This window comes from Stenotrophomonas sp. LARHCG68, from assembly GCF_052871705.1.
Genome location: NZ_JBIXJV010000002.1, coordinates 38,365 through 58,761 on the forward strand (window position 1 = coordinate 38,365; position 20,397 = coordinate 58,761).

A 20,397-nucleotide genomic window follows, 5' to 3' on the forward strand; every position below is an offset into this window, starting at 1 on the left:
GCCAGACGCGCGGCGATCAAGCCTGCCCCCTCCCCCACCGGCGACAGCCGGCGTTCAGCAAAACGGCCAGGTCCGGAGGCGTCGACCGCACCCACGCAGCACCATCCCGGCTCCTAAGGCACCAGCCGGGCCAGATTCGGGCGATCCGGTTCGGGCTCGATGCCCCACGCCACGTACCAGTCCTCGCCCTGCGTCTCGATCGGATGCAGGGTGCGGCCCGAGCCGTTGCCACAGGCCAGCGCGTCGCTCGCGCAATAGCGGTCGCATCCCCAGCAGATGCGCTCGGGATGACGGGGTTTGAGCGGGAACGGTTTCGCCATCTTCAGCAACGCCACGACCATCCGTGGCGCAGTGTGCGCCGTGGGCGTGCGGCTGGCCCTGACGCAGATCAATCCCCGGCCTGATCGTGCGCCAGGCTTCCGTGCGCCTGGCGCGGGCTTCACGCGCGGTCGGCGCGGCAGGAATAGCAACCGTAGCGGGCATGGTGGACATGCACGTAATCCACCGCAGGGTCATCGAAGCGGGCCTGCAGCCATGCCGCGACCGCGGTCCCTTCGCAGACCTCGGCGGCGATGATCCGATGCGCATGATCGTAGGCGCGCACGGACAGCAGCCGCCGCAGCATCGTCGCCGGCACCTCGTCCGTCCCGAGCACGGCGCTGCGTGCGCCGCGCCGCACGAAGATCGGCCCGCTGGCGCGGTATGGCGATTCGGCGGGCTGGTGCTGGTAGGGCAACAGCAGCACCTGTTCGCCCGGTTGGGCATCGACCAGGCTGATCCGGCAGGGAAATCCCGTCGTCGCCGTGTCGGGAACCGTCAGCCGCTGCATCTGCCGGGCGCTGAGCACGACATCAGGGAGCAGGAACAGCGGAGCAAACGTATCGGGGGCCAGGCCCCGCAGGATGAAGGACGCCATGTGCATGCACCAGGAATGGGGAGCTGCAGCATGGCGATCCGCGCCGCGACGTGCTCGCCGCATCCGGACACCACAATCATGGCGCCGCCGCGCCTTGACCGGCCAGCTCAGCGCTTGCGCTTGGCGCGCGGGTGCGCCGCGTCGTAGACCTTGGCCAGGTGCTGGAAATCCAGGTGCGTGTAGATCTGGGTGGTGGCGATGTCCGAATGCCCGAGCAGTTCCTGCACGCCACGCAGGTCGCCGGAGGACTCCAGGATGTGGCTGGCGAAACTGTGCCGCAGCATGTGCGGGTGTACGTTCTTGAACAGCCCTTGCCGCTGCGCCAGCTGCTTGATGCGGATCTGCACCGCCCGCTGGCTCAACGGGCCGCCAGCGCGCCCCGGGAACACCGGCTTGTCGCCGCTTCCCGCGCTGTCCCTGCGCCAGTCCTGCAGTGCGTTCAACGCATGCGTACCCACCGGCACGCTGCGCTCGCGGTTGCCCTTGCCATGCACCAGCACCAGGCCGCTGGCCATGTCCAGGTCACGCCAGCGCAGTGCGCACAGCTCGCTCAGGCGCAGGCCGGAGGAATAGAACAGTTCCAGCAGCGCACGGTCGCGCAGGCCCAGCGGTGCATCCGTGGGCAGCTCGACCAGTTGCACCGCTTCATCGGCATCGAGCACCTGCGGCAACTTGCGCGGCGCCTTGGGCGCGCGCAGGCCGGCGGCAGGGCTGGTGTCGATGGCGTTGTTTTTGAGCAGCCACGCATAGAAGCTGCGGCAGGCCGACAGGCGGCGCTGCAGGCTCTTGGCCGCCAGCCCGCGGCGGTGCTCGGCGGCGATGAATTCACGCAACTGGTCGGTGGCCAGCGCCTGCGGGTCGTCGATGCCACGGGCCTGGCACCATTGCGACAATGCGGCGAGGTCACGCTGGTAGGCATCGAGCGTATGCGCGGACATGCGCCGCTCGACCTGCAGGTAGGACAGGAACGCCGGGACGGCGCTCATCGCCGCACGCCTCCGCTCACGCCGCGTTGAAGCGCTGCAGCCCGACCACCAGCGACTCGCCCATCATGCGCAGGAACAGCGTGCCCATGCCCGGGTAGAAACGGTTCGGGTCATGGCTGCCGACCGCGATCAGGCCCACGCCCGGCAACGGCAGCAACGCGGTGGATGCCACTTCGTCGACCCGTTCGCCGTAGAGCACGTCGTTCTTCTCCGACTGCAGCCGGCCGCAGATCGGCTCGCCATCCTGCAGGCAGTCGTGGAACGGCGCCAGGCGCGGGCTGTCGGCGGCGATGACCTGCAGCCACGGCGCCTGCTCAAGCCCTTCGACCGGCTGCAGGCTGATGATGCGGACCAGGTCACCGGCGAAGTCTTCCTCCAGCGAGGCCGCCATCGCCCGCAACGTGTCCGCCGCCGACGCCTGGCGCATCAACGCCAGGGTCAGCTGGTGCGTGCGCACTGCCAACCGTTCGTTGATCTGGGCGTTGACGCCCAGATCGGACAGCCGCCGTGCAAGCTCGCGGTTCTTGTCGCGCAGCACTTCCAGCTGGTAGCTGGCCAGCGACGCGGTCGGGCCATCGTCGCGGGGCACCACCATGGTCAGGGCCAGGTCGGGGAACTGCTTGAGGAAGGTCGGGTGCCGGCGCAGCCAGGCGGCCACCTCGTGTGCCCCGATCTTTTCGGCCGTGTCGTTCATCCTGTCCACTCTCCGTCGAATACGAATGCCGCCGGACCGGACATGACGATTTCCGCCGCATCGTCCGGCCACTGGATACGCAGGTCGCCACCGGGCAGCGACAACACCGCATCGCGCCGCAGCCGCCCCCGCTGCATCAACACCACGGCCGCCGCGCAGGCGCCGCTGCCGCAGGCCAGGGTCTCGCCGACACCGCGCTCGAACACGCGCAGCCGGGCGTGGCCGCTGTCCAACACCTGGGCGAAGCCGACATTGACCGATTCCGGGAACGAGGCATGCTGCTGCAGCAACGGGCCGACCCGCTCCACCGGCGCGGCATCGGCCGAGCCGACCTCCAGCACCGCGTGCGGGTTACCCATCGACACCGCGCCAAACCGCACGTTCTCGCCCTGCAGCGACACCGCGTATTCCTCGCGGGCGCGCGGGAAGCCGACCAACGGGATGCGCTCCGGCTCGAACTCCGGCTTGCCCATGGCCACGGCGTAGTGATCCCCGCCCAACCGCTGCACGGCGTGCGTGCGCAACGGGCTGTCGATCAGGAAGTGCTCGCCCTTGGCGGCGCCATCGCGCACCAGCCAGGCCGCCACGCAGCGCGCGCCATTGCCGCACTGCTGGGAAGTGGACCCATCGGAGTTCCAGATCCGGTAGGACGCCACGGACGCTTCCGAGCGCGGTGGCTCGATGGTCAGGATCTGGTCACAACCCACGCCGCGGTGGCGGTCGGCCAGGCGCGCGGCAAGGTCCGCGTCCGGCGGGGCCATGCCGGCACGCAGGTCCAGCACCACGAAATCATTGCCGGCGCCGTGCATCTTGGTGAACGGCAGGCGCCCTGAAACAGACATGCTCATTACGGCTGGGTACCCTCGGCCGGCTTCCTGGCCTGCGCAGGCTCAGTGCCGTCGGTCGGCGGGACAACGGCGGCATCGTCGGCAGCCGGTGCGTCTTCCGGCACCACCTCCTGCTCTTCGACCGGCACCGGCTTCTGCGGCATCACCAGCGGGCCTTTGTTGCCGCAGGCGGTGAGGGCCAGCAGCGCGCAGGCCACCGGGATGAGCAACAGGGAACGGGACGTCATGTTCATCCCCCGAGTATAGCCACTGGACCATGAAGTCCGGATGGAACTGCGGCTGTTCAGTCACCCATGGATCGCGTCCGCAGTCTCCCGTTGGCCATCCCGCGCAGGGGGCCCGCCCATTGCAGGGCAACCGGGCAGGCACCGGTCATGGTTGCGGGCCGCCCGGGCCCGCAACCGGTTCGGCATTACTGGGCCACGCCCAGCTGCGACAGCACGAAGGCATACGACTCGGCCAGCTCGTGGTAACGCTGGAAGCGACCGGACTTGCCACCGTGGCCGGCTTCCATGTTGGTGCGGAACACGATCGGCAGGCTGCCGGTGTTCACGTCGCGCAGGCGCGCCACCCACTTGGCCGGCTCCCAGTACTGCACCTGCGAATCCCACAGGCCGGTACCGACGAACAGCGACGGATAGGCCTGGGCGCGCACGTTGTCGTACGGCGAGTAGCTCAGCATGTAGTCGTGGTACGGCTTCTGCTCGGGGTTGCCCCACTCGTCGTACTCGTTGGTGGTCAGCGGGATGCTGGCGTCGAGCATGGTGGTGACCACGTCCACGAACGGCACCTGGGCGACCATCACCCGGTAGTCACCCGGGGCCTGGTTGGCCACCGCGCCCATCAGCAGGCCGCCGGCACTGCCGCCGGACGCGGCCACGCGGTCCTTGGCGGAATAGCCCTGCGCGACCAGCGCGCGGGTGACGTCGACGAAGTCATTGAAGGTGTTCTGCTTGTGCAGCAGCTTGCCGTCCTCGTACCAGTTGCGGCCCATTTCCTCGCCGCCGCGGATGTGCGCGATGGCGTAGACCAGGCCACGATCAAGCAGGCTGATCACGCTCTGGTTGAAGCCGGGGTCCATCGACATGCCGTAGCTGCCGTAGGCGTACTGGTACAGCGCGGCGCTCCCATCCTTCCTGAAACCCTTCTTGTAGACCAGCGACACCGGCACCTTGGCGCCGTCGCGCGCGGTCACCCAGACCCGCTCGGTCTGGTACAGCGACGGGTCGTAGCCGATCACCGGCTGCTGCTTGAGCTGGCGGCGCTCGCCGGTCTTCACGTTGAGCTCGTAGGTAGTGGCCGGCGTGGTCAGCGAGGTGTAGCCGTAGCGCAGCCAGTCGGTGTCGGGCTCGGCATTGACCGACAGGCCCATCGAATACGCCGGCTCGTCGGCCTTGACGAACTCGCTGCGGCCGTCGGCAAACAGCAGGCGCACGCGCTCCAGCGCATCGGCGCGCTCGGCGATGGCGGTGTAGCCGTTGAACAGCTCGAAGCCCTCGACCAGCACCTGCGGGTCGTGCGCCACCCAGTCCTGCCACTGGTCGCGGCGGGTGGCACCTTCCGGCGCGGTGACCAGCTTGAAGTTCTTCGCGCCATCGGCGTTGGTGCGGATCACCCAGCGGCCGTCGAAGTGGTCGGCGTCGTATTCCACGTCGCGCGCACGCGGGGCGAGCACGGTGAAGGTGCCCGGGTTGGCGGCCGAGGTGTAACGCAGCTCGGAGGACACGGTGCTGTCCACGCCGATGGTGATGAACTTGTCGTCGCGGGTACGGCCGATGCCCATGTAGAAGCTGTCATCGGTTTCCTCGTACACCAGCACGTCGCTGCTGGCCGGGGTACCGAGTACGTGCTTCTTCACCCGCACGGTAAGCAGGGTTTCCGGGTCGTTCTCGACGTAGAACACGGTGCGGTTGTCATCGGCCCAGACCACGTTGGCCGAGACACCGGTGATCACGTCCGGCAGCAGCTGGCCGGTGCCCAGGTCCTTGAAGCGCAGCGTGTACTGGCGACGGCCCACGTCATCCTCGGCCCAGGCCAGGATGCGGTTGTCCTGGCTGACCGCCATGTCGTCGACATCGAAGAAGCCCTTGCCCTCGGCCATGGCGTTGAGGTCCAGCAGCACCTCTTCCGGGGCCTGCATGTCGCCCTTGCGGCGCGCATGGATGGGGTAGTCCTTGCCGGTCTCGTAGCGGGTGTAATACCAGTACCCGCGCTCGCGGTACGGCACGCTGGCATCGTCCTGCTTGATGCGCCCGACGATCTCGGCGTACAGCTTGTCCTCCAGCGGCTTGAGCGGCGCCATCAACGCATCGGTGTAGGCGTTCTCGGCGTTGAGGTAGGCCAGCATGGCCGGATCCTCGCGCTTGTCGTCGCGCAGCCAGTAGTACTCGTCCTGGCGCTGCGCACCGAACGGCGCCTTGACCGTGTGCGGACGCTTCTCGACATCCGGCGGAGTGGGCGTTGCGGCGATGGCGGAATTGATCATCAGGCTTGCTACCAACAGACAAAGGGTGGGTTTCACGGAGGGGTTCCCATCGACGGGGCGGATGCCCGCGCAATGCCGACAGTGTGCCATGGGCGATGCAGCCCTTCGAGACGACGTGCGGCTGCCAGCACCGGTCTTGCGGCCTATGATGTCGGCGATGAACACCCCAGCCCCCACGCCGTCCGGCTACAGCCGGCGCAGCCACGAGATCGCCCCGTTCCACGTCATGTCCCTGCTGGCCCGCGCCAATGCGCTGGAGCAGGCCGGCCACGATGTGATCCACCTGGAAATCGGCGAGCCCGACTTCACCACCGCCGAGCCGGTCATCCGCGCCGGCCAGGCCGCGCTCGCCGCCGGACATACCCGCTACACCGCCGCGCGTGGCCTGCCGGCGCTGCGCGAGGCCATCGCCGGCTTCTACGCGGACCGCTACCGGTTGCAGATCGATCCGGAGCGCATCCTGGTCACCCCGGGCGGTTCCGGCGCGCTGCTGCTGGCCTCCAGCCTGCTGGTCGACCCGGGCCGGCACTGGCTGCTGGCCGACCCCGGCTATCCGTGCAACCGCCATTTCCTGCGCCTGGTGGAAGGCGCCGCGCAGCTGGTGCCGGTCGGCCCGGACAGCGGTTACCAGCTCACCCCCGAACTGATCGCCGGGCACTGGAACGCCGACAGCGTCGGCGCGCTGGTCGCCTCCCCCGCCAACCCCACCGGCACCACGCTGGACGCGACCCAGCTGGCCGCGTTGTCGGCCACCTTGAAGGCACGCGGCGGCCACCTGGTGGTGGACGAGATCTACCACGGCCTGACCTACGGCTTCGACGCCCCCAGCGTGCTGGAAGTGGACGACGAGGCGTTCGTGCTGAACAGCTTCTCCAAGTACTTCGGCATGACCGGCTGGCGGCTGGGCTGGCTGGTTGCGCCCCCGGCCGCGGTACCGGAACTGGAGAAACTGGCGCAGAACCTGTACATCAGCGCGCCCTCGATGGCGCAGCATGCCGCGCTGGCCTGCTTCGCGCCGGAGACGATCGCCATCTTCGAGCAGCGTCGCGCGCAATTCCAGCAGCGTCGCGACTACCTGCTGCCCGCCCTGCGCGAGCTGGGCTTCCGCATCGACGTGGAGCCCCAGGGTGCGTTCTACCTGTACTGCGACGTGAGCGCATTCACCGATGACGCGCAGGCCTTCTGCGCGCACTTCCTGGAGACCGAGCACGTGGCGTTCACGCCCGGCCTGGACTTCGGCCATCACCGCGCCAACCAGCACGTACGCATCGCCTACACGCAGGACGTGGCCCGACTGCAGGAGGCAGTGCTGCGGATCGGGCGCGGGTTGGAGCGCTGGCAGGGACAACAGGCGACCTGATGACTCCCTTCTCCCGCCTGCGGGAGAAGGTGCCCGAAGGGCGGATGAGGGGCGTTCGACTTCGAGGGCGTTCATATCCGCTCACCATCAGGACTTCGCCCCTGCCCTCACCCCAACCCCTCTCCCGCCCGCGGGAGAGGGGCTTCAAACAACAAACGCCACCTTCCGGTGGCGTTTGTTGTGTATCAACTCCAGCTGAGCATCACTTCTTGCTCAGCTGCTCCCACAGGAAGCTGTAGGCCAGTGCCGACATGTGCGCGGCCTGCGCGTTGTTGGCTGCGCCGCCGTGGCCACCTTCGATGTTCTCGTAGTAGGTCACGTCCTTGCCGGCGTCGATCATCTTGGCCGCCATCTTGCGGGCATGGCCCGGATGCACGCGGTCATCGCGGGTGGAGGTGGTGAACAGCACCGGCGGGTAGGTCTTGGACGGGTCGAACAGGTGGTACGGCGAGAAGGTCTTGATGAACTCCCAGTCAGCCGTGTCCGGGTTGCCGTACTCGGCCATCCACGAGGCGCCGGCCAGCAGGTGGCTGTAGCGCTTCATGTCCAGCAGCGGCACCTGCACCACCACCGCACCGAACAGCTCCGGGTACTGGGTCAGCATGTTGCCGGTCAGCAGGCCGCCGTTGCTGCCGCCCTGCACGCCCAGGTGCCTGGCCGAGGTGATGTTGCGGCTGACCAGGTCCTGCGCCACCGCCGCCATGTCCTCGTAGGCCTTGTGGCGGTTCTGCTTCAGCGCGGCCTGGTGCCAGCGCGGGCCGTACTCGCCGCCGCCGCGGATGTTGGCCACCACGTACACGCCGCCCTTGTCCAGCCAGGCGCGGCCCATGCCACCGGAGTAGCCCGGGGTCAGCGAGATCTCGAAGCCACCGTAGCCGTACAGCAGGGTCGGGTTGGAGCCATCCAGCTTCATCGCCTTGTCGTGCACCACGAAGTACGGCACGCGGGTGCCGTCCTTGCTGGTGGCGAAATGCTGCTCGATCACCTTGCCGCTGGCGTCGAAGAACGCCGGCATGGTCTTGAGCACTTCCGGCTGCTGGCCGATCTCTGCCAGCGACAGCGTGGTCGGGGTCAGGTAATCGGTGACGGTCATCCACACCGCATCGCTTTCGTCGGCGTCGACCGCGCCGATGCCAATGGTGCCGAACGCCGGTGCGCCGGTGAAATCACCGGTGGTCCAGCCGTTGGCACCGTGGGTCAGCACCTGCAGGCGGTTCTTGACGTCGTCCAGCACGTTCAGCACCACGTGCGACTTGGTCCAGGACATGCCGGCCAGCGACGTCGTTTCGGTCGGTGCGAACAGCACGTCGAACTCGCGCTTGCCGGCCATGAAGTCATCGAACTTCGTGGCCAGCAGCGAACCGGCGGCGTAGGTCTTGCCACCCACGGTCCACGGCTCGCGCAGCTCCAGGGTCAGCCACTCGCGGCGCACGCCCTTCTCGGCCGAGTTCGGCGCATCGATCTTGGTCAGCTTGCCGTCGGCGCCGAGCACGAACAGCTCGTTGTTGTAGAAGGCGATGGTGCGGCTGACGTAGTTGCGCTCGAAGCCCGGGGTGTCGTCGTGCATCGCGGCGATGTACATGTCCTCCGGCTTGCCTTCGTACACGGTCGTGGCCGAGGCCATCGGCGTGCCGCGGCGCCACTGCTTGACCACGCGCGGGTAGCCGGACGTGGTCATCGAGCCATCACCGAAGTCGGTGTAGACGAACACGTTGTCCTGGTCGATCCAGCCCAGGCCGCCCTTGGCTTCCGGACGGAAGAAGCCGTCCTTGATCCAGTCCTTCCTGGACAGGTCGAACTCGCGGGTGACGTCGGCGTCGGCGCCGCCGCGCGAAAGCGCGATCAGGCAACGGGTGTACTCCGGGCGCAGGCAGTTGGCGCCATGCCACACCCAGTTCTCGCCCTCGGCCTTGTTCAGCGCGTCCAGGTCCAGCACGGTTTCCCACAGCGGCTCGGCCTTGCGGTACTCCACCAACGTGGTCCGGCGCCATACGCCGCGCTCGTGCTGCTTGTCCTTCCAGAAGTTGTAGTAGTAGTCGCCGATCTTCTCCACGCCCGGGATCTTGGCGTCCGAATCCAGCACCTCGCGGATGCCGGCTTCCATCTGCCGGAACTGCGGGGTCTGCGCCAGGCGGCCCTCGGAACGGGCGTTCTGCTCCTTCACCCACGCCAGCGGCTTGTCGCCGGTGACGTCTTCCAGCCAGGCGTAGGTGTCCTGGGGTTCGTCAGCGGCCATGGCGGCACCGGCCAGGCCAGAGGAAATCAGGCCTGCAACGAGGCAGGCGGAGGTGATTCGGGACATGTGTGCTCCACGCGGACATAGGCCGCGAACGCTAGCACAGGCCCTGCCCCACCTCCCCCTGTCGAAGGTCAGGCCACCTGCGACCAGCGCGCCCGGACCGGACGGCGTGCGCGGCGCGCCTGCGGGCCACGGCGGCGCGGTGCCGCCTGGCGGTTGCGCCAGCGCGCAGGCAGGCGGAAGCGGTACAGGGCCCACCATGCGCTCAACGGCATGCCGACCAGCCACAACGGCAACCAGCCGATCCACTCGCTGTGGCCTCGCGCCGCCGGCCACACCACTACCAGGGCCAACCCTGCCATCACGGCTTGCCTGACGCAACGCAGCACCCGCGGATCGGGGGTCGGCTCAGGGTGACGACGGGATGACGAAGCAGCAGGCTTGGACATGACGTTCTCCGGCAATGGGACGGGTGTTGGCGTGCATCCTCGCCATCGGCCATCTCACGGACTGCGACCTGCCATTGACGCGCCCATCGCTGCCCGTCGAACATGCTGCCGTCATCAACCATGGCGCGTCCTACGCAATGCGACTCATTCCCGCGATCCTGTCCGCCCTGCTGCTGAGCTTCACCCTGCCGCTGGCCCCTGCACATGCGCAGGACCCGGCTGCCGCCGCCCCGGTCGTGGAGGGCGATGCCGACGGCCCGATCGACCTGCAGCGCTTCATGGGCCGCTGGTACGTGATTGGCCGGGTGCCCAATTTCGTCGAGCGTGGCCACGTGGCCAGCGTCAACACCTACTCGCTGACGGACGGGGACAAGGTCGCCATCCGCTACCAGTTCCGCGACGGCTTCAACGAGCCCGAGGAGGAGATCAACATCCGCGCCAAGGTCGATGACGACAGTGGCAACCGGCGCTGGCGCACCTGGTTCTACAAGATCGTGCCGACCCACTCGCGCATCCTGGAAGTGGCACCGGACTATTCCTGGGCCCTGATCGGCTACCCGGGCCGCGAGATGGCCTGGATCTTCGCCCGCCAGCCGGACATGGATGCGGCTACCTACCGGGCGCTGGCACTGCGCCTGCGCGACAAGTACGACGTCAACACCGACAAGCTCAAGCGCGTGCCGCAACACCCGGCGCAGGTGGACAGGCTGGGCTTCGAGGTACCGAACAAGAAGTAGCCACGGCTGGCCGGATCGGCCGCCGGAACCCCCGCGCCCTTCGCCGTGGCCTGCACGACGCCACGGCGCACTGCCTGGCGATCACTGCCGCAGGGTGCTCACGGAAGCCGGGGCGCAGCATCCGCCCCGGGGCGGCGTTTGACGTCAGTCGTAATTGCTCAGGGCCAGCGACAACAGCGCCTTGGCCTGTTCGCGCAGCGACTGTGGCTCGATGATTTCCGCGTCCGAACCGTAATGCAGCACGTCCATCAGCAGCTCGCGCGACACGCTGTAGGGCACCTTCAGTTCATAACGCCCGTCCGGCAGGAACCGCCCCTGCTGCTTGGAATGCCAGTGTTCGTCGGCCACCCAGCGGGCGGCCTTGGCACTGAACACGATGGTCGCCCAGCCCTTGGGGGCACCGGAAAAGATGCCGTAGCTGGCGGCCAGCTGCTCGTTCAGCTCTTCATCCGGCACGTCGCGGGCCGGCTGTTCGAGCAACCGGGCCTGGTGGATGCGGTCCACCGCGAAACTGCGCACCGCCTCGCGGGTATGGTCCCAGGCGTCCAGGTACCAGTTGTCGCGGTAATGGGTGATGCGCTGCGGTGACACCGTGCGGCGGGTGGCCTCGTCGGTGGAACGGGCACGGTATTCGAAGGACAGCTGCTTGCGCTCGAGCACGCCCGAGGCCACGGTGCGGAAACTGGCCTCGTCCAGCTTGCGGCCGCGATGCGGGATGACCCGGACCCGCTCGACCGGCCAGGAGGACGCCCCGGCCTGGGCCGCGAGCAGGCTCTCGATGCGCTGCTGCAACGGCGCCAGCACCGAGGACAGCACGCCGCCACTGGTCCGCGCCAGCAGGTGCTGGGAGGCCAGCAACGCATGCAGCTCCTCGGAACTGAGCCACAGCCCGGGCAACTCGAAACGGTCGCTTTCGGCGGTCTGGTAGCGGAAGCCGGCGTCGCCGTCGCCCTCCACCGGCGCCATCAGCGCGTCGCGCAGAAAGGCCAGATCGCGGTAAACCGTGGCACGGGAACAGCCCAATTCCTCCTGCAGCCGCACCACCGTGATGGGGTAGCGGGCGGACTTGAGCAGACGATGCAGCGCATTGATGCGTTCATAGCGGTCCATGGCCCGATTATGTCCGAAGTTCAGCGCCGGTTGGGGTCCGGCAACCGCTCCTGCCCGCCTAACCGCGTCTGAAGCAGGGCCATCGGCACGGGTCCGGCGCCGGACCCATCCGGTATCATGAAACCGTTTACTTGCCCGCCTTGGCCCCGGAGATTCAATCGATGTCCCTGCGTGTTTCCCTGCTCCTGCCGTTGCTGCTGTGCGCCCCGGCCGCCTGGGCCGACGACGGCCAGACCCCCGACGAGGCCACCCTGGCAGCCATGACCTCCCCCTGGAGCGGCAGCGGCGGCGAACTGGGTTTCGCCTCGGCCCACGGCAACAGCAACACCGAGAGCTTCAACGGCCGCCTCAAGCTGCGTTACACCGACGATGACTGGGTGCACAGCATGGACCTGTTCGGCCTGCGCTCCAGCTCCGAGTACACCGAGACCAGCGACGACGGCACCAATAAGCGCACCCGCCAGACCACCGCCAACCGCTACACGGCCAGCGCCGGCAGTGCGCTGCAATTGGGCGAGCATCGCCAGATCACCGCCACCGGGCGCTATGAACGGGACGATTTCGCCACCTACGACCGCCAGGCCAGCTTCGGTCTCGGCTACGGTACCCGCCTGATCGACGGCGAGCGGCTGATCCTGGACACCCAGATCGGCCCCGGCGTGCGCCGCAGCCACAATGCCGATACCGACGAGAACCGCGTCGGCCTGATCGGCCGCGGCCTGTTCGACCTGAAGTACACCATCACCGACAACACCGAGCTGGTGAACACGTTGCTGGTGGAATCGGGCTCGTACAACACCTTCGCGCAGAATGATTTCGGCGTGTCGGTGAACATGAACAAGCACTTCGCGCTGAAGGCCGGCTGGCAGGCCCGCCACAACAGCGACGTCACAGAAGACAAGCGCAAGACCGATACGCTGACCACGATGAACGTGGTTTACAGCTTCAAGTAAGCGACTGCGCGGGATCCTTGAAGAAGCCGGCTTTCGCCGGCTTTTTCATGCGCGGGTGCTGTGGATGGATGGGGCGGCGAGCTGCCCTCCTTCATTGGAGCGCGGCTCGGCAGTGCGCTGGGGCGGGATGCCTTCCGCGACCGGAACCCTCATCGGCTTCGCGGCCAAGGCCGCTCCTACGACAGCGCGGCGATCTGCCCCCTCCCTTGAGCGCGACTCCGGGGAGGATTGGGAGGTGTGCTTTTCGCGACCGGAACCATCATCCGCTTCGCGGCCAAGGCCGCTCCTACGACAGCGCGGCGATCAGCCCCCTCCCTTGAGCGCAGCTCAGGGGAGGGTTGGGGAGGGGTGCTCCTGGCAACCGGACGAACTATCGACTTCGTGGCCGGGGCCGCGCCTACGCGGGCCGCTCAACGCAGCAGTTCACCCGCGCCACCATCGAGCAGCCTGCTCGCCACGCTGCGGCCCAACGCCTCCGGGTCCGTCGCCGGCCCCTGCCCTTCGGCGCGGACGATGCGGCCATCGGCCACGCCGCCCACCAGCCCCTGCAACCACAGGTCCTGGCCCCGCCATTGCGCCAGGCCGGCCACCGGCACGTGGCAGCTGCCGTCCAAGGCGCGGTTCATCGCCCGCTCGGCCTCCACGCAGCTGCGGGTCGGCGCATCGTCCAGCGCCGCCACCAGCGCGATCACCGCGTCGGCATCGGCCCGGCATTCGATCGCCACCGCGGCCTGCGCCGGTGCCGGCAGCCATTGGGGCGCCACCAGCCGGCTGCGGATGCGCGCTTCCAGCGCCAGCCGCTCCAGGCCCGCGCAGGCCAGGATGATGGCGTCGTACTCGCCGGCGTCGAGCTTGCCCAGGCGCGTGTTGACGTTGCCGCGCAGGTCGCGGGTGAGCAGGTCCGGGCGCAGCGCGCGCAACTGCGCCTGGCGGCGCAGCGAGGACGTGCCCACCACCGCGCCTGCCGGCAGGTCGTCCAGCGTGTCGTACTGGTTGGAAACGAAGGCATCGGCCGGATCAGCGCGGGTGAGGATGGCAGGCAGCGCGAACGGTGCCTCCAGCTCCATCGGCACGTCCTTGAGCGAATGCACCGCGCAGTCGGCCTCGCCACGCAGCATCGCCAGCTCCAGCTCCTTCAGGAACAGGCCCTTGCCGCCGATGGCCGCCAGCGAGCGGTCCAGCACCTCGTCGCCGCGGGTGCTCATCGGCACCAGTTCCACCGTCAGCCCCGGGTGGGCCTGGCGCAGGCGGTCAGCGACGTGTTCGCTCTGCCACAGGGCGAGCGGGCTCTTACGGGTAGCAATGCGCAGGATGGTCATGCGGCCATTATCGCCGCTGGCGACGCCCGCTCACAGCGTGCATGGCCCAGCCAGGGTGCGGACAAGGCCGCAACAACTGCCGGAAGCCCACTCAGCCGGCGCTGAAACGCGCCTGCAGCCAGTCGCCCAGCGCGTGGATTTCCTCGGCGCAGACCTGGTGCGCCATCGGATAGCGGTGCCATTCCAGCTCGAAGCCCAGCGCCTTGAGCACCTGGGCGCTGTTCTCGGCGACCTGCACCGGGATCACCGGATCGGCGCTGCCATGGGCCATGAAGACCGGCTGCGTGTTGGCACCGGCGGCCAACTGGCCGGCCGCGGCGTCCACTTCCGGCAGGTAGGTCGACAGCGCCACCAGCCCGGCCAGTTGCGCACGCCGCTGCAGGCCCGCCGACAGGGTGATCGCACCGCCCTGGGAGAAGCCGGCCAGCACGATGTGGTCCAGTGCGATGCCACGGGCCTGCTCGCGTGCGATCAGCGCCTCCACCTGCGCCACCGATTCGGCCACGCCGCTGGCGTCGGCGCGGCTGCGGAAATCCATGCTGACGATGTCGTACCACGCGCGCATCGGCATGCCACCGTTGATGGTGACCGCGCGCTTGGGGGCATGCGGGAACACGAAGCGGATCGCCGGCCAGTGCGGGCGCACCAGCTCCGGCACGATGGGGGCGAAATCGTGCCCATCAGCGCCCAGACCGTGCAACCAGATGACCGACCATTCCGGCGCCGCGCCGGTTTCCTGCTCCACCGTTTCCAACATCTGCATGACTCCCGAAGACGAAGCGGGATTATGCCGCCTGGCCGCGGCGCGATGTTCGGGCCGACGGTTCAACGGCCACGGCCCGGAGACCGGAACGTGCCCGGGCCCGGTGGCGGCAGTCAGTCCTGCAGCGGTTCGCGCAGCGCGGCCGCGCGCAGTTCGGCGGCACGCACCAGCACCTGCGGCGGGTGGCTTTCCTCCGGGATGCACAGCAGGCCGTGACGGCGCAGCCAGTCACCCACCTTGCGCGAGGAGGTCCAGGCCACCACCGGTACCGCCAGTGCCATGCCCACCACCACCGGCGCCATCCACGCCGCCAATGGCGGCGACACCGCATACGCCATGGCACCGACCATCAGGCCGAACAGGCTCAGGCCACCGTAGCCACGCAGCAGCGCACCCCAGGAAATGCTGCCATCGTCGCGCTGCTGCGCATCCCAGCCGGAGTCCTTGCCGGCCAGCACTTCGGCCACGCCACGCGACTGCACGTACATCACCACCGGCGCCATCAGCGCCGCCAGCAGGGTTTCCAGCACCATCGAGACGAAGGCGCGCAGCGCGCCGCCGCAACCGATGCGTTCGCTGCGCGAGCTCAGCATCGCCACGTAGCCCATGGCCTTGGGCGCAAGCAGCACCGCCATGGTGATCGCGAACACCCAGAGCACGCCGTCCTGGTCCAGGCCGCGCCAGTAATGCGACGGGGACATGCGCAGGTGCACTTCCTCGGCCAGGTCGATGCCGCCATGGATCAGCGGGATCGCCACGCCGATCAGCATCAGCATCGCCCACATCGGCGCGGTGAAGTAATGGCCGATGCCGATCATCATGTGCACGCGGCTGATCCAGTGCAGGCCGGACGTCCCCACCACCTTGGCGTGCTGCAGGTTGCCCTGGCACCAGCGGCGATCGCGGATCAGCAGGTCGGTCAGCGTCGGCGGGCCTTCCTCGTAGCTGCCCTGCAGGTACGGCACCATGTGCGCGGCCCAGCCGCCCCGGCGGATCAGCGCCGCTTCCACGAAGTCGTGGCTGAGGACATGGCCGCCGAACGGCTTGCGCCCCGGCAGCTCCGGCAGCCCGGCCTGCTCGGCGAAGGCGCGGGTGCGGATGACCGCGTTGTGCCCCCAGTAGTTGCTCTCGGCGCCATGCCACCAGGCCACGCCGTAGGCCATCACCGGGCCATACACGCGCCCGCCGAACTGCTGCATGCGGGCAAAGGCGGTGCGCCCGTTGACCACCGCCGGCAGCGACTGGATCAGGCCCACGTTGGGATGGTTCTCCATCGCCGACACCAGCCGCACGATGACGTCACCGGTCATCAGGCTGTCCGCGTCCAGGATCAGCATCTGCGGGTATGCACCACCGAAGCGGCGCACCCAGTCGGCGATGTTGCCAGCCTTGCGGCCGACGTTGCTGGCGCGGCGCCGGTAGAACAGCCGCCCTTCCCCGCCGGTGGCAGCGACCAGGCGCGCGAACACCTGTTCCTCGGCACGGCCGATGGCGTCGCGGGTGGTGTCGCTGAGCACGAAGAAGTCGAAGTTCTCGAGCTGGCCGGTGGCGGCGACCGATTCGTAGATGGCCTGCAGGCCGGCCATCATCCGGCGCGGGTCCTCGTTGTAGGTCGGCATCAGCAGCGCGGTGCGGCTGCGCAGCGTCGGCAGCTGCGTGTCCGGGTAGATGCCCAGCTTGCGCCGGCCGCGCAGCAACGCCTGCAGGCCGGCCAGGCTACCAACGAAGGACAGCGCGACCCAGGCAAACAGCAGCACGAACAGCACCAGCAGCACGCCTTCGAGCACGTTCAGGCCACCGTTGAGCAGCACCCGCGCCATCATCCAGGTCGCGCCAACGGTCATCAGTGCGGTGGTGCCGAACACGTACAGGCGACGCAGGCCGATGTTGGGCGGGGCGGTGTCCTGGCGCGGCACCTGCAGGCGGCCGGTGCGCAGCGATTGCTCCGGCATCTCCAGCGGGTGTTCACCCGGCAGGATGGCGATGCCTGCATCGAGGGCGGCGGTGGTTTCGGTCACGGAACTACTCATTGCCGCGCTGCCCCGGGGATCACGAAGGAAACGAACCGCTGCCCGGCAACGTGTTGCTGATTGTCTCGGTGTAGCACCAGAAATCCTTGAAGAGGGAACGCGTTGTGCGTTGAAGGCCAGAAGGGCAGAGGTGGACCGATGCCGCGGGGCATCGGCGACGCACCGGGGGAACACCCTCCGGTGGTACGGGAGCCCCCTCGACCGCACCACCCGGCCCCTCCGGACCAGCGCAGCGCCACGACCCGGCGCTGCAGGGGCGCATTATCCATGATCGCGCGTGACCACCAAAACGGTCATCGACCACTGTTTCACTGCTGTTCGGGCACGGTTGAAGCAAAACCGACGAGGCCCGCGTCGCGGGCCCCGGGATGAAAACGGTTACGGCGCCGAACCATCACGCGCGGACAACAGGCCGATGCGGCGGAACCACATCTCCAGTGGCACGGTCACCAGCGGCGGCACCGCCGCGACCAGCGCCACCAGCATCGCCCACAGCGGCCAGCGCAGTTTGATCCAGGCGTACAGGCAGATGGCGACGTAGAAGAGGAAGGCAATGCCATGCAGCGGCCCGAAGATGCGCACGCCCAGGTCGGTGAGTTCCAGGCCACGCTTGAGCAGCATGCCGACCAACAACCCTGCCCAGGTGACGCCTTCGATCAATGCGGCGGCGGCGAACAGCTTTCCTGCAGGGGACATCGGCTTGACGGGCATTGCGGCTCCTGGAACACGTGGGGAGACGCGATTGTAGGTGGCCGGGCGCTGCCGGATAAGGGGCGTGCCGGCGCCCGGCGCGCGCTCAGATCCAGCCGCGCCGCCTGAACCATGCCAGCGGCACAACGATGCTCAGCAGCACCACGCCCAAGGCGATCGCGTAACCGTAATGCCAGTGCAGCTCCGGCATCGCGGCGAAGTTCATGCCCCACACGCCAACCAGCACCGTCGGCGGGATGCCCACCACCGAGGCCACCGCCATCACCTTCATCACTTCGTTCTGGTCCATGTTGATCAGGCCCAGCACGCTGTCGAGCAGGAATTCGTTGCGATCCCCCAGCTGCTGCTCGAACTCGCTCAGCGAGGTCAGGTCCTTGAGCACCAGCTTGATCCGCTTGGGCGCCTCGGCGCCGAACCACTCCGGCGCCGACTCATCCAGGTAATTCACCATCCGCAACAGCCCGTGCAGGGTGTTGTGCATGGCACTGATGCGCCGCCCCATCACCCCCACCTCGTGCAGCATGCCTTCCAGCCGGTGCGAGGCGCGGCGCCCCTTGGGGTGGTTGAAGGCCTGCCGCGAGAACTCGCTCATCGTGCTCTCCAGCGATTCGAGGTGGTCGGCCAGGTGGTCGACGATGTGCTCGATCACGCGCAGGAACAGGTCCGCCGCGCCCACGCAGGGGTGCTTGCCCAGGTCGGCCTCCAGGCCGTCGAGCACGTCCAGCGTGTGCTCGCGCTGCACCACCAGTGCATGCGGGGCGACCACGAAGCCCAGCGGCGCAACCACGTGGTCCACCGCGTACTGGAAGCGCGGCAGGTTCAGCACCAGCGCCTCGCCCTCGCGCCGGACCCGGCTGCTGAACTCGATCTCGCTGATGCCGGCCCTGTCCGGGATGGCGAACCCCACCTGCCGGGAGGCCTGGTCCAGTTCCTCCGGCGTTGGCTGGCACAGGTCCACCCACAGCGCCGGTGGCGTGGCGGACGGGGTGATGGGACGGCAATGCAGCATCGACGGCACCTGCAACGGGAAACCATGCCCGCATGGTCCATCCAATGCCTGCGCCAGGTAAAGCACCCCGCGCGCGTGGCGGTTGCGCGGCACCGGCTTCATCACGCAAGCTCTGCGCTCCCTTCGGCCAACACTCCACCCATGCAAGACAACATCATCCAGATCATTCCCGCCAACGGCTGGGTCGCGGTATTCGAGGAAAACGGCGATGAAAGCGCGCAGTCGCTGGTCTGCTTCGCCGTCGTGGAAGAAGCCGGCAAGCGTGCGGTGCGGCCGATGGTGGCCAACGGCAAGCTGATCAGCCTGGCCGACACCCTGCCCCACTTCGCCCGTGTCGAAGAGCTCGATGCCTTCGAAGACGAGGAAGAGGAGGAGGAAGACGAGGAAGAAGAAGAGGACGAGGAAGAAGACGAAGGCTGAGCCCTTCGCCCCCGCGTCTCCGATGGCCCGGCCTGCCCTGCGCAGCCGGGCTTTCTTTTTGCCTGTCATCACCGGGTCACGCCCGCGCTCGATGCTCCTGGGTTGCTTCCGGACCGCCTCGCACGCCATGAAGATCCGCACCCCGCTGCTGACCCTGCTCGCCGTCGGCATCAGCCTCACCGCCCTGGCCGCGCCTTCCACGACACCGCCGGTGCTGCCCGTGGCACACCACGGCGGGCAATGGGAGTCCGGACACGTGCAGGGCATCGCCGTGGACCGCGCCAACGGCTACATCTACTACTCCTTCACCAACCTGCTGGCGCGCTATGACTTCAAGGGCAACCTGGTGGGCACGCTGGTCGGCTGGACCGGCCACCTGGGCGACCTGGACTTCAACCCCGCCGATGGCAAGGTCTACGGATCGCTGGAGTACAAGAAGGACAACGCCTTCTACATCGCGATGATCGACGTATCGCGCATTGACCGGGTGGGCATCCGCGCCTCGGAGAGCGACATCCTGCGCACCGTCTACCTGCCGGAGGTGGTGGCGGACTACACCGCCGACGTCAACGGCGATGGGCGCTTCGAAGGCGATGACGGCAGGTATCGCGGCAGGGAGGCCGAATCACCCGACCACCGCTATGGCTGCTCGGGCATCGATGGCGTCTCGTTCGGTCCCCGCTTCGGCCGGACGGACGGACCGCGCCTGCTCACCGTCGCCTACGGCATCTACGGCAACACCGCGCGCAGCGACAACGATCACCAGGTGCTGCTGCAGTACGACACGGCGCAGTGGGATGCGCTCGCGCGCCCGCTTACCGAAGCGGCGCCGCACCACAGCGGCCCGGCCACCGTCGACGGCAAGTACTTCGTGCGCACCGGCAATACCCGCTATGGCGTGCAGAACCTGGCGTACGACGACCACGGCCAGCGCTGGTTGATGGGCGTTTATGCCGGCAACAAGCCACAGTTCCCGAACTACCTGATGTTCGCGGTCGATGCACGCAGCGCCCCGGTCCGGGCTGACCTGCGCGGCGTCGCCGGCCAACGCGCCGGGCAGTGGCAGAAGGGCCTGCTGTTGCCGCTGGCCGACATGGGCCTGCACGACACGGCCAGCGGCGTGCGGGGCTGGAACCAGAAGAGCGATGTCGGCCTGCAGCCACTGGGGGACGGCCTGTTCTACCTGGCCACGGACGCCCGCATCGATGGAAAGCAGAGCGCGGATCTGCGCCTGATGCGCTGGACCGGCGACGCACACCAACCGTTCGCACCCATCGACGCTGACCTCCGATAGGAGCGGCCCAGGCCCCGACGCGCGCGGCATGCCTGCCCGCGCGTGCGCCTGTCATTGCAGGAACGTGGGCAATC

20 protein-coding genes are annotated in these 20,397 nt (G+C 68.2%); 5 read left to right on the forward strand and 15 right to left on the reverse strand.

The window, feature by feature from the left end:
• Positions 1-113: 113 nt before the first annotated feature.
• The 7 genes from ACIPR8_RS07580 to ACIPR8_RS07610 form a co-directional block, all read right to left on the reverse strand.
• On the reverse strand, positions 114-320 hold the full coding sequence (locus tag ACIPR8_RS07580) for a DUF3079 domain-containing protein (RefSeq protein WP_192287300.1): 207 nt from the start codon (positions 318-320) through the stop codon (positions 114-116).
• Positions 321-439: 119 nt separating this feature from the next.
• A complete protein-coding gene (locus ACIPR8_RS07585) occupies positions 440-916 on the reverse strand; it encodes a DUF1203 domain-containing protein (protein WP_132865071.1) in 477 nt (158 codons plus the stop codon).
• Positions 917-1,023: 107 nt separating this feature from the next.
• The gene (gene xerC, locus ACIPR8_RS07590) at positions 1,024-1,902 is read right to left on the reverse strand and encodes a tyrosine recombinase XerC (protein WP_446540644.1); all 879 of its coding nucleotides are present in this window, start codon (positions 1,900-1,902) and stop codon (positions 1,024-1,026) included.
• A gap of 16 nt (positions 1,903-1,918) precedes the next feature.
• Positions 1,919-2,596: a DUF484 family protein gene (locus ACIPR8_RS07595; protein ID WP_132865073.1), complete on the reverse strand. Its 678-nt coding sequence runs from the start codon at positions 2,594-2,596 to the stop codon at positions 1,919-1,921.
• The gene (gene dapF / locus ACIPR8_RS07600; RefSeq protein ID WP_446540645.1) at positions 2,593-3,444 is read right to left on the reverse strand and encodes a diaminopimelate epimerase; all 852 of its coding nucleotides are present in this window, start codon (positions 3,442-3,444) and stop codon (positions 2,593-2,595) included. The genes ACIPR8_RS07595 and dapF overlap by 4 nt, the downstream gene beginning before the upstream one ends.
• On the reverse strand, positions 3,444-3,677 hold the full coding sequence (lptM, locus tag ACIPR8_RS07605; RefSeq protein ID WP_446540646.1) for an LPS translocon maturation chaperone LptM: 234 nt from the start codon (positions 3,675-3,677) through the stop codon (positions 3,444-3,446). The genes dapF and lptM overlap by 1 nt, the downstream gene beginning before the upstream one ends.
• A gap of 179 nt (positions 3,678-3,856) precedes the next feature.
• Positions 3,857-5,965 carry a S9 family peptidase gene (locus ACIPR8_RS07610; protein ID WP_446540647.1) on the reverse strand — a complete coding sequence of 703 codons (2,109 nt, stop codon included), beginning with the start codon at positions 5,963-5,965 and terminating at the stop codon, positions 3,857-3,859.
• A gap of 121 nt (positions 5,966-6,086) precedes the next feature.
• Between ACIPR8_RS07610 and ACIPR8_RS07615 the strand changes: the two genes are divergently transcribed.
• Positions 6,087-7,289, forward strand: a complete 1,203-nt coding sequence (locus ACIPR8_RS07615) for a pyridoxal phosphate-dependent aminotransferase (protein ID WP_446540648.1) — start codon at positions 6,087-6,089, stop codon at positions 7,287-7,289.
• Between the two features lie 202 nt (positions 7,290-7,491).
• Here the strand turns inward: ACIPR8_RS07615 and ACIPR8_RS07620 are convergent, their stop codons facing one another.
• Positions 7,492-9,591, reverse strand: coding sequence for a prolyl oligopeptidase family serine peptidase (locus ACIPR8_RS07620; RefSeq protein ID WP_446540649.1), 2,100 nt, complete (start codon positions 9,589-9,591; stop codon positions 7,492-7,494).
• Positions 9,592-9,659: 68 nt separating this feature from the next.
• Positions 9,660-9,977, reverse strand: coding sequence for a hypothetical protein (locus tag ACIPR8_RS07625; RefSeq protein ID WP_313252816.1), 318 nt, complete (start codon positions 9,975-9,977; stop codon positions 9,660-9,662).
• Between the two features lie 137 nt (positions 9,978-10,114).
• Here ACIPR8_RS07625 and ACIPR8_RS07630 point away from each other — a divergent pair, with 137 nt between their 5' ends.
• Positions 10,115-10,714 (forward strand): lipocalin family protein, encoded by a 600-nt coding sequence (locus tag ACIPR8_RS07630; RefSeq protein ID WP_132865080.1) that lies wholly within the window; start codon positions 10,115-10,117, stop codon positions 10,712-10,714.
• Positions 10,715-10,858: 144 nt separating this feature from the next.
• On the opposite strand, the gene ACIPR8_RS07635 is transcribed toward ACIPR8_RS07630, so the two are convergent.
• Positions 10,859-11,824 carry a helix-turn-helix transcriptional regulator gene (locus ACIPR8_RS07635; RefSeq protein WP_446540650.1) on the reverse strand — a complete coding sequence of 322 codons (966 nt, stop codon included), beginning with the start codon at positions 11,822-11,824 and terminating at the stop codon, positions 10,859-10,861.
• Between the two features lie 161 nt (positions 11,825-11,985).
• Here ACIPR8_RS07635 and ACIPR8_RS07640 point away from each other — a divergent pair, with 161 nt between their 5' ends.
• A complete protein-coding gene (locus tag ACIPR8_RS07640) occupies positions 11,986-12,777 on the forward strand; it encodes a DUF481 domain-containing protein (RefSeq protein WP_446540651.1) in 792 nt (263 codons plus the stop codon).
• A gap of 410 nt (positions 12,778-13,187) precedes the next feature.
• Here ACIPR8_RS07640 and hemC read toward each other — a convergent pair whose 3' ends face one another.
• The 5 genes from hemC to ACIPR8_RS07665 all read right to left on the reverse strand — a co-directional run bounded on the left by hemC (position 13,188) and on the right by ACIPR8_RS07665 (position 18,609).
• Positions 13,188-14,096, reverse strand: a complete 909-nt coding sequence (gene hemC, locus ACIPR8_RS07645; RefSeq protein ID WP_446540652.1) for a hydroxymethylbilane synthase — start codon at positions 14,094-14,096, stop codon at positions 13,188-13,190.
• 91 nt (positions 14,097-14,187) lie between these two features.
• A complete protein-coding gene (locus ACIPR8_RS07650; protein ID WP_446541050.1) occupies positions 14,188-14,853 on the reverse strand; it encodes an alpha/beta hydrolase in 666 nt (221 codons plus the stop codon).
• Between the two features lie 119 nt (positions 14,854-14,972).
• A complete protein-coding gene (mdoH, locus tag ACIPR8_RS07655; RefSeq protein ID WP_446540653.1) occupies positions 14,973-16,889 on the reverse strand; it encodes a glucans biosynthesis glucosyltransferase MdoH in 1,917 nt (638 codons plus the stop codon).
• Between the two features lie 378 nt (positions 16,890-17,267).
• Positions 17,268-17,585 (reverse strand): DUF3817 domain-containing protein, encoded by a 318-nt coding sequence (locus ACIPR8_RS07660; RefSeq protein ID WP_192287302.1) that lies wholly within the window; start codon positions 17,583-17,585, stop codon positions 17,268-17,270.
• 100 nt (positions 17,586-17,685) lie between these two features.
• Positions 17,686-18,609: a CorA family divalent cation transporter gene (locus ACIPR8_RS07665; RefSeq protein ID WP_446541051.1), complete on the reverse strand. Its 924-nt coding sequence runs from the start codon at positions 18,607-18,609 to the stop codon at positions 17,686-17,688.
• 141 nt (positions 18,610-18,750) lie between these two features.
• On the opposite strand from ACIPR8_RS07665, the gene ACIPR8_RS07670 reads away from it, so the two are divergent.
• Positions 18,751-19,029, forward strand: coding sequence for a hypothetical protein (locus ACIPR8_RS07670; protein WP_446540654.1), 279 nt, complete (start codon positions 18,751-18,753; stop codon positions 19,027-19,029).
• A 127-nt stretch (positions 19,030-19,156) separates the two neighbouring features.
• Entirely contained in the window at positions 19,157-20,323 is a 1,167-nt protein-coding gene (locus tag ACIPR8_RS07675; RefSeq protein WP_446540655.1) for a hypothetical protein, read from the forward strand.
• Positions 20,324-20,397 lie beyond the last annotated feature (74 nt).

Excerpts from the sequence above, each read along its gene's own strand:
- ACIPR8_RS07585 (WP_132865071.1), bottom strand. The coding sequence starts at position 916 with ATGGCGTCCTTCATCCTGCGGGGCCTGGCCCCCGATACGTTTGCTCCG.
- lptM (WP_446540646.1), bottom strand. The coding sequence starts at position 3,677 with ATGAACATGACGTCCCGTTCCCTGTTGCTCATCCCGGTGGCCTGCGCG.
- ACIPR8_RS07630 (WP_132865080.1), top strand. The coding sequence starts at position 10,115 with ATGCGACTCATTCCCGCGATCCTGTCCGCCCTGCTGCTGAGCTTCACC.
- mdoH (WP_446540653.1), bottom strand. The coding sequence starts at position 16,889 with ATGAGTAGTTCCGTGACCGAAACCACCGCCGCCCTCGATGCAGGCATC.
- xerC (WP_446540644.1), bottom strand. The coding sequence starts at position 1,902 with ATGAGCGCCGTCCCGGCGTTCCTGTCCTACCTGCAGGTCGAGCGGCGC.
- ACIPR8_RS07580 (WP_192287300.1), bottom strand. The coding sequence starts at position 320 with ATGGCGAAACCGTTCCCGCTCAAACCCCGTCATCCCGAGCGCATCTGC.
- ACIPR8_RS07625 (WP_313252816.1), bottom strand. The coding sequence starts at position 9,977 with ATGTCCAAGCCTGCTGCTTCGTCATCCCGTCGTCACCCTGAGCCGACC.
- ACIPR8_RS07615 (WP_446540648.1), top strand. The coding sequence starts at position 6,087 with ATGAACACCCCAGCCCCCACGCCGTCCGGCTACAGCCGGCGCAGCCAC.
- ACIPR8_RS07640 (WP_446540651.1), top strand. The coding sequence starts at position 11,986 with ATGTCCCTGCGTGTTTCCCTGCTCCTGCCGTTGCTGCTGTGCGCCCCG.
- ACIPR8_RS07660 (WP_192287302.1), bottom strand. The coding sequence starts at position 17,585 with ATGTCCCCTGCAGGAAAGCTGTTCGCCGCCGCCGCATTGATCGAAGGC.
- ACIPR8_RS07635 (WP_446540650.1), bottom strand. The coding sequence starts at position 11,824 with ATGGACCGCTATGAACGCATCAATGCGCTGCATCGTCTGCTCAAGTCC.
- dapF (WP_446540645.1), bottom strand. The coding sequence starts at position 3,444 with ATGAGCATGTCTGTTTCAGGGCGCCTGCCGTTCACCAAGATGCACGGC.
- ACIPR8_RS07675 (WP_446540655.1), top strand. The coding sequence starts at position 19,157 with ATGAAGATCCGCACCCCGCTGCTGACCCTGCTCGCCGTCGGCATCAGC.
- hemC (WP_446540652.1), bottom strand. The coding sequence starts at position 14,096 with ATGACCATCCTGCGCATTGCTACCCGTAAGAGCCCGCTCGCCCTGTGG.
- ACIPR8_RS07650 (WP_446541050.1), bottom strand. The coding sequence starts at position 14,853 with ATGTTGGAAACGGTGGAGCAGGAAACCGGCGCGGCGCCGGAATGGTCG.
- ACIPR8_RS07595 (WP_132865073.1), bottom strand. The coding sequence starts at position 2,596 with ATGAACGACACGGCCGAAAAGATCGGGGCACACGAGGTGGCCGCCTGG.
- ACIPR8_RS07620 (WP_446540649.1), bottom strand. The coding sequence starts at position 9,591 with ATGTCCCGAATCACCTCCGCCTGCCTCGTTGCAGGCCTGATTTCCTCT.
- ACIPR8_RS07670 (WP_446540654.1), top strand. The coding sequence starts at position 18,751 with ATGCAAGACAACATCATCCAGATCATTCCCGCCAACGGCTGGGTCGCG.
- ACIPR8_RS07665 (WP_446541051.1), bottom strand. The coding sequence starts at position 18,609 with ATGCTGCATTGCCGTCCCATCACCCCGTCCGCCACGCCACCGGCGCTG.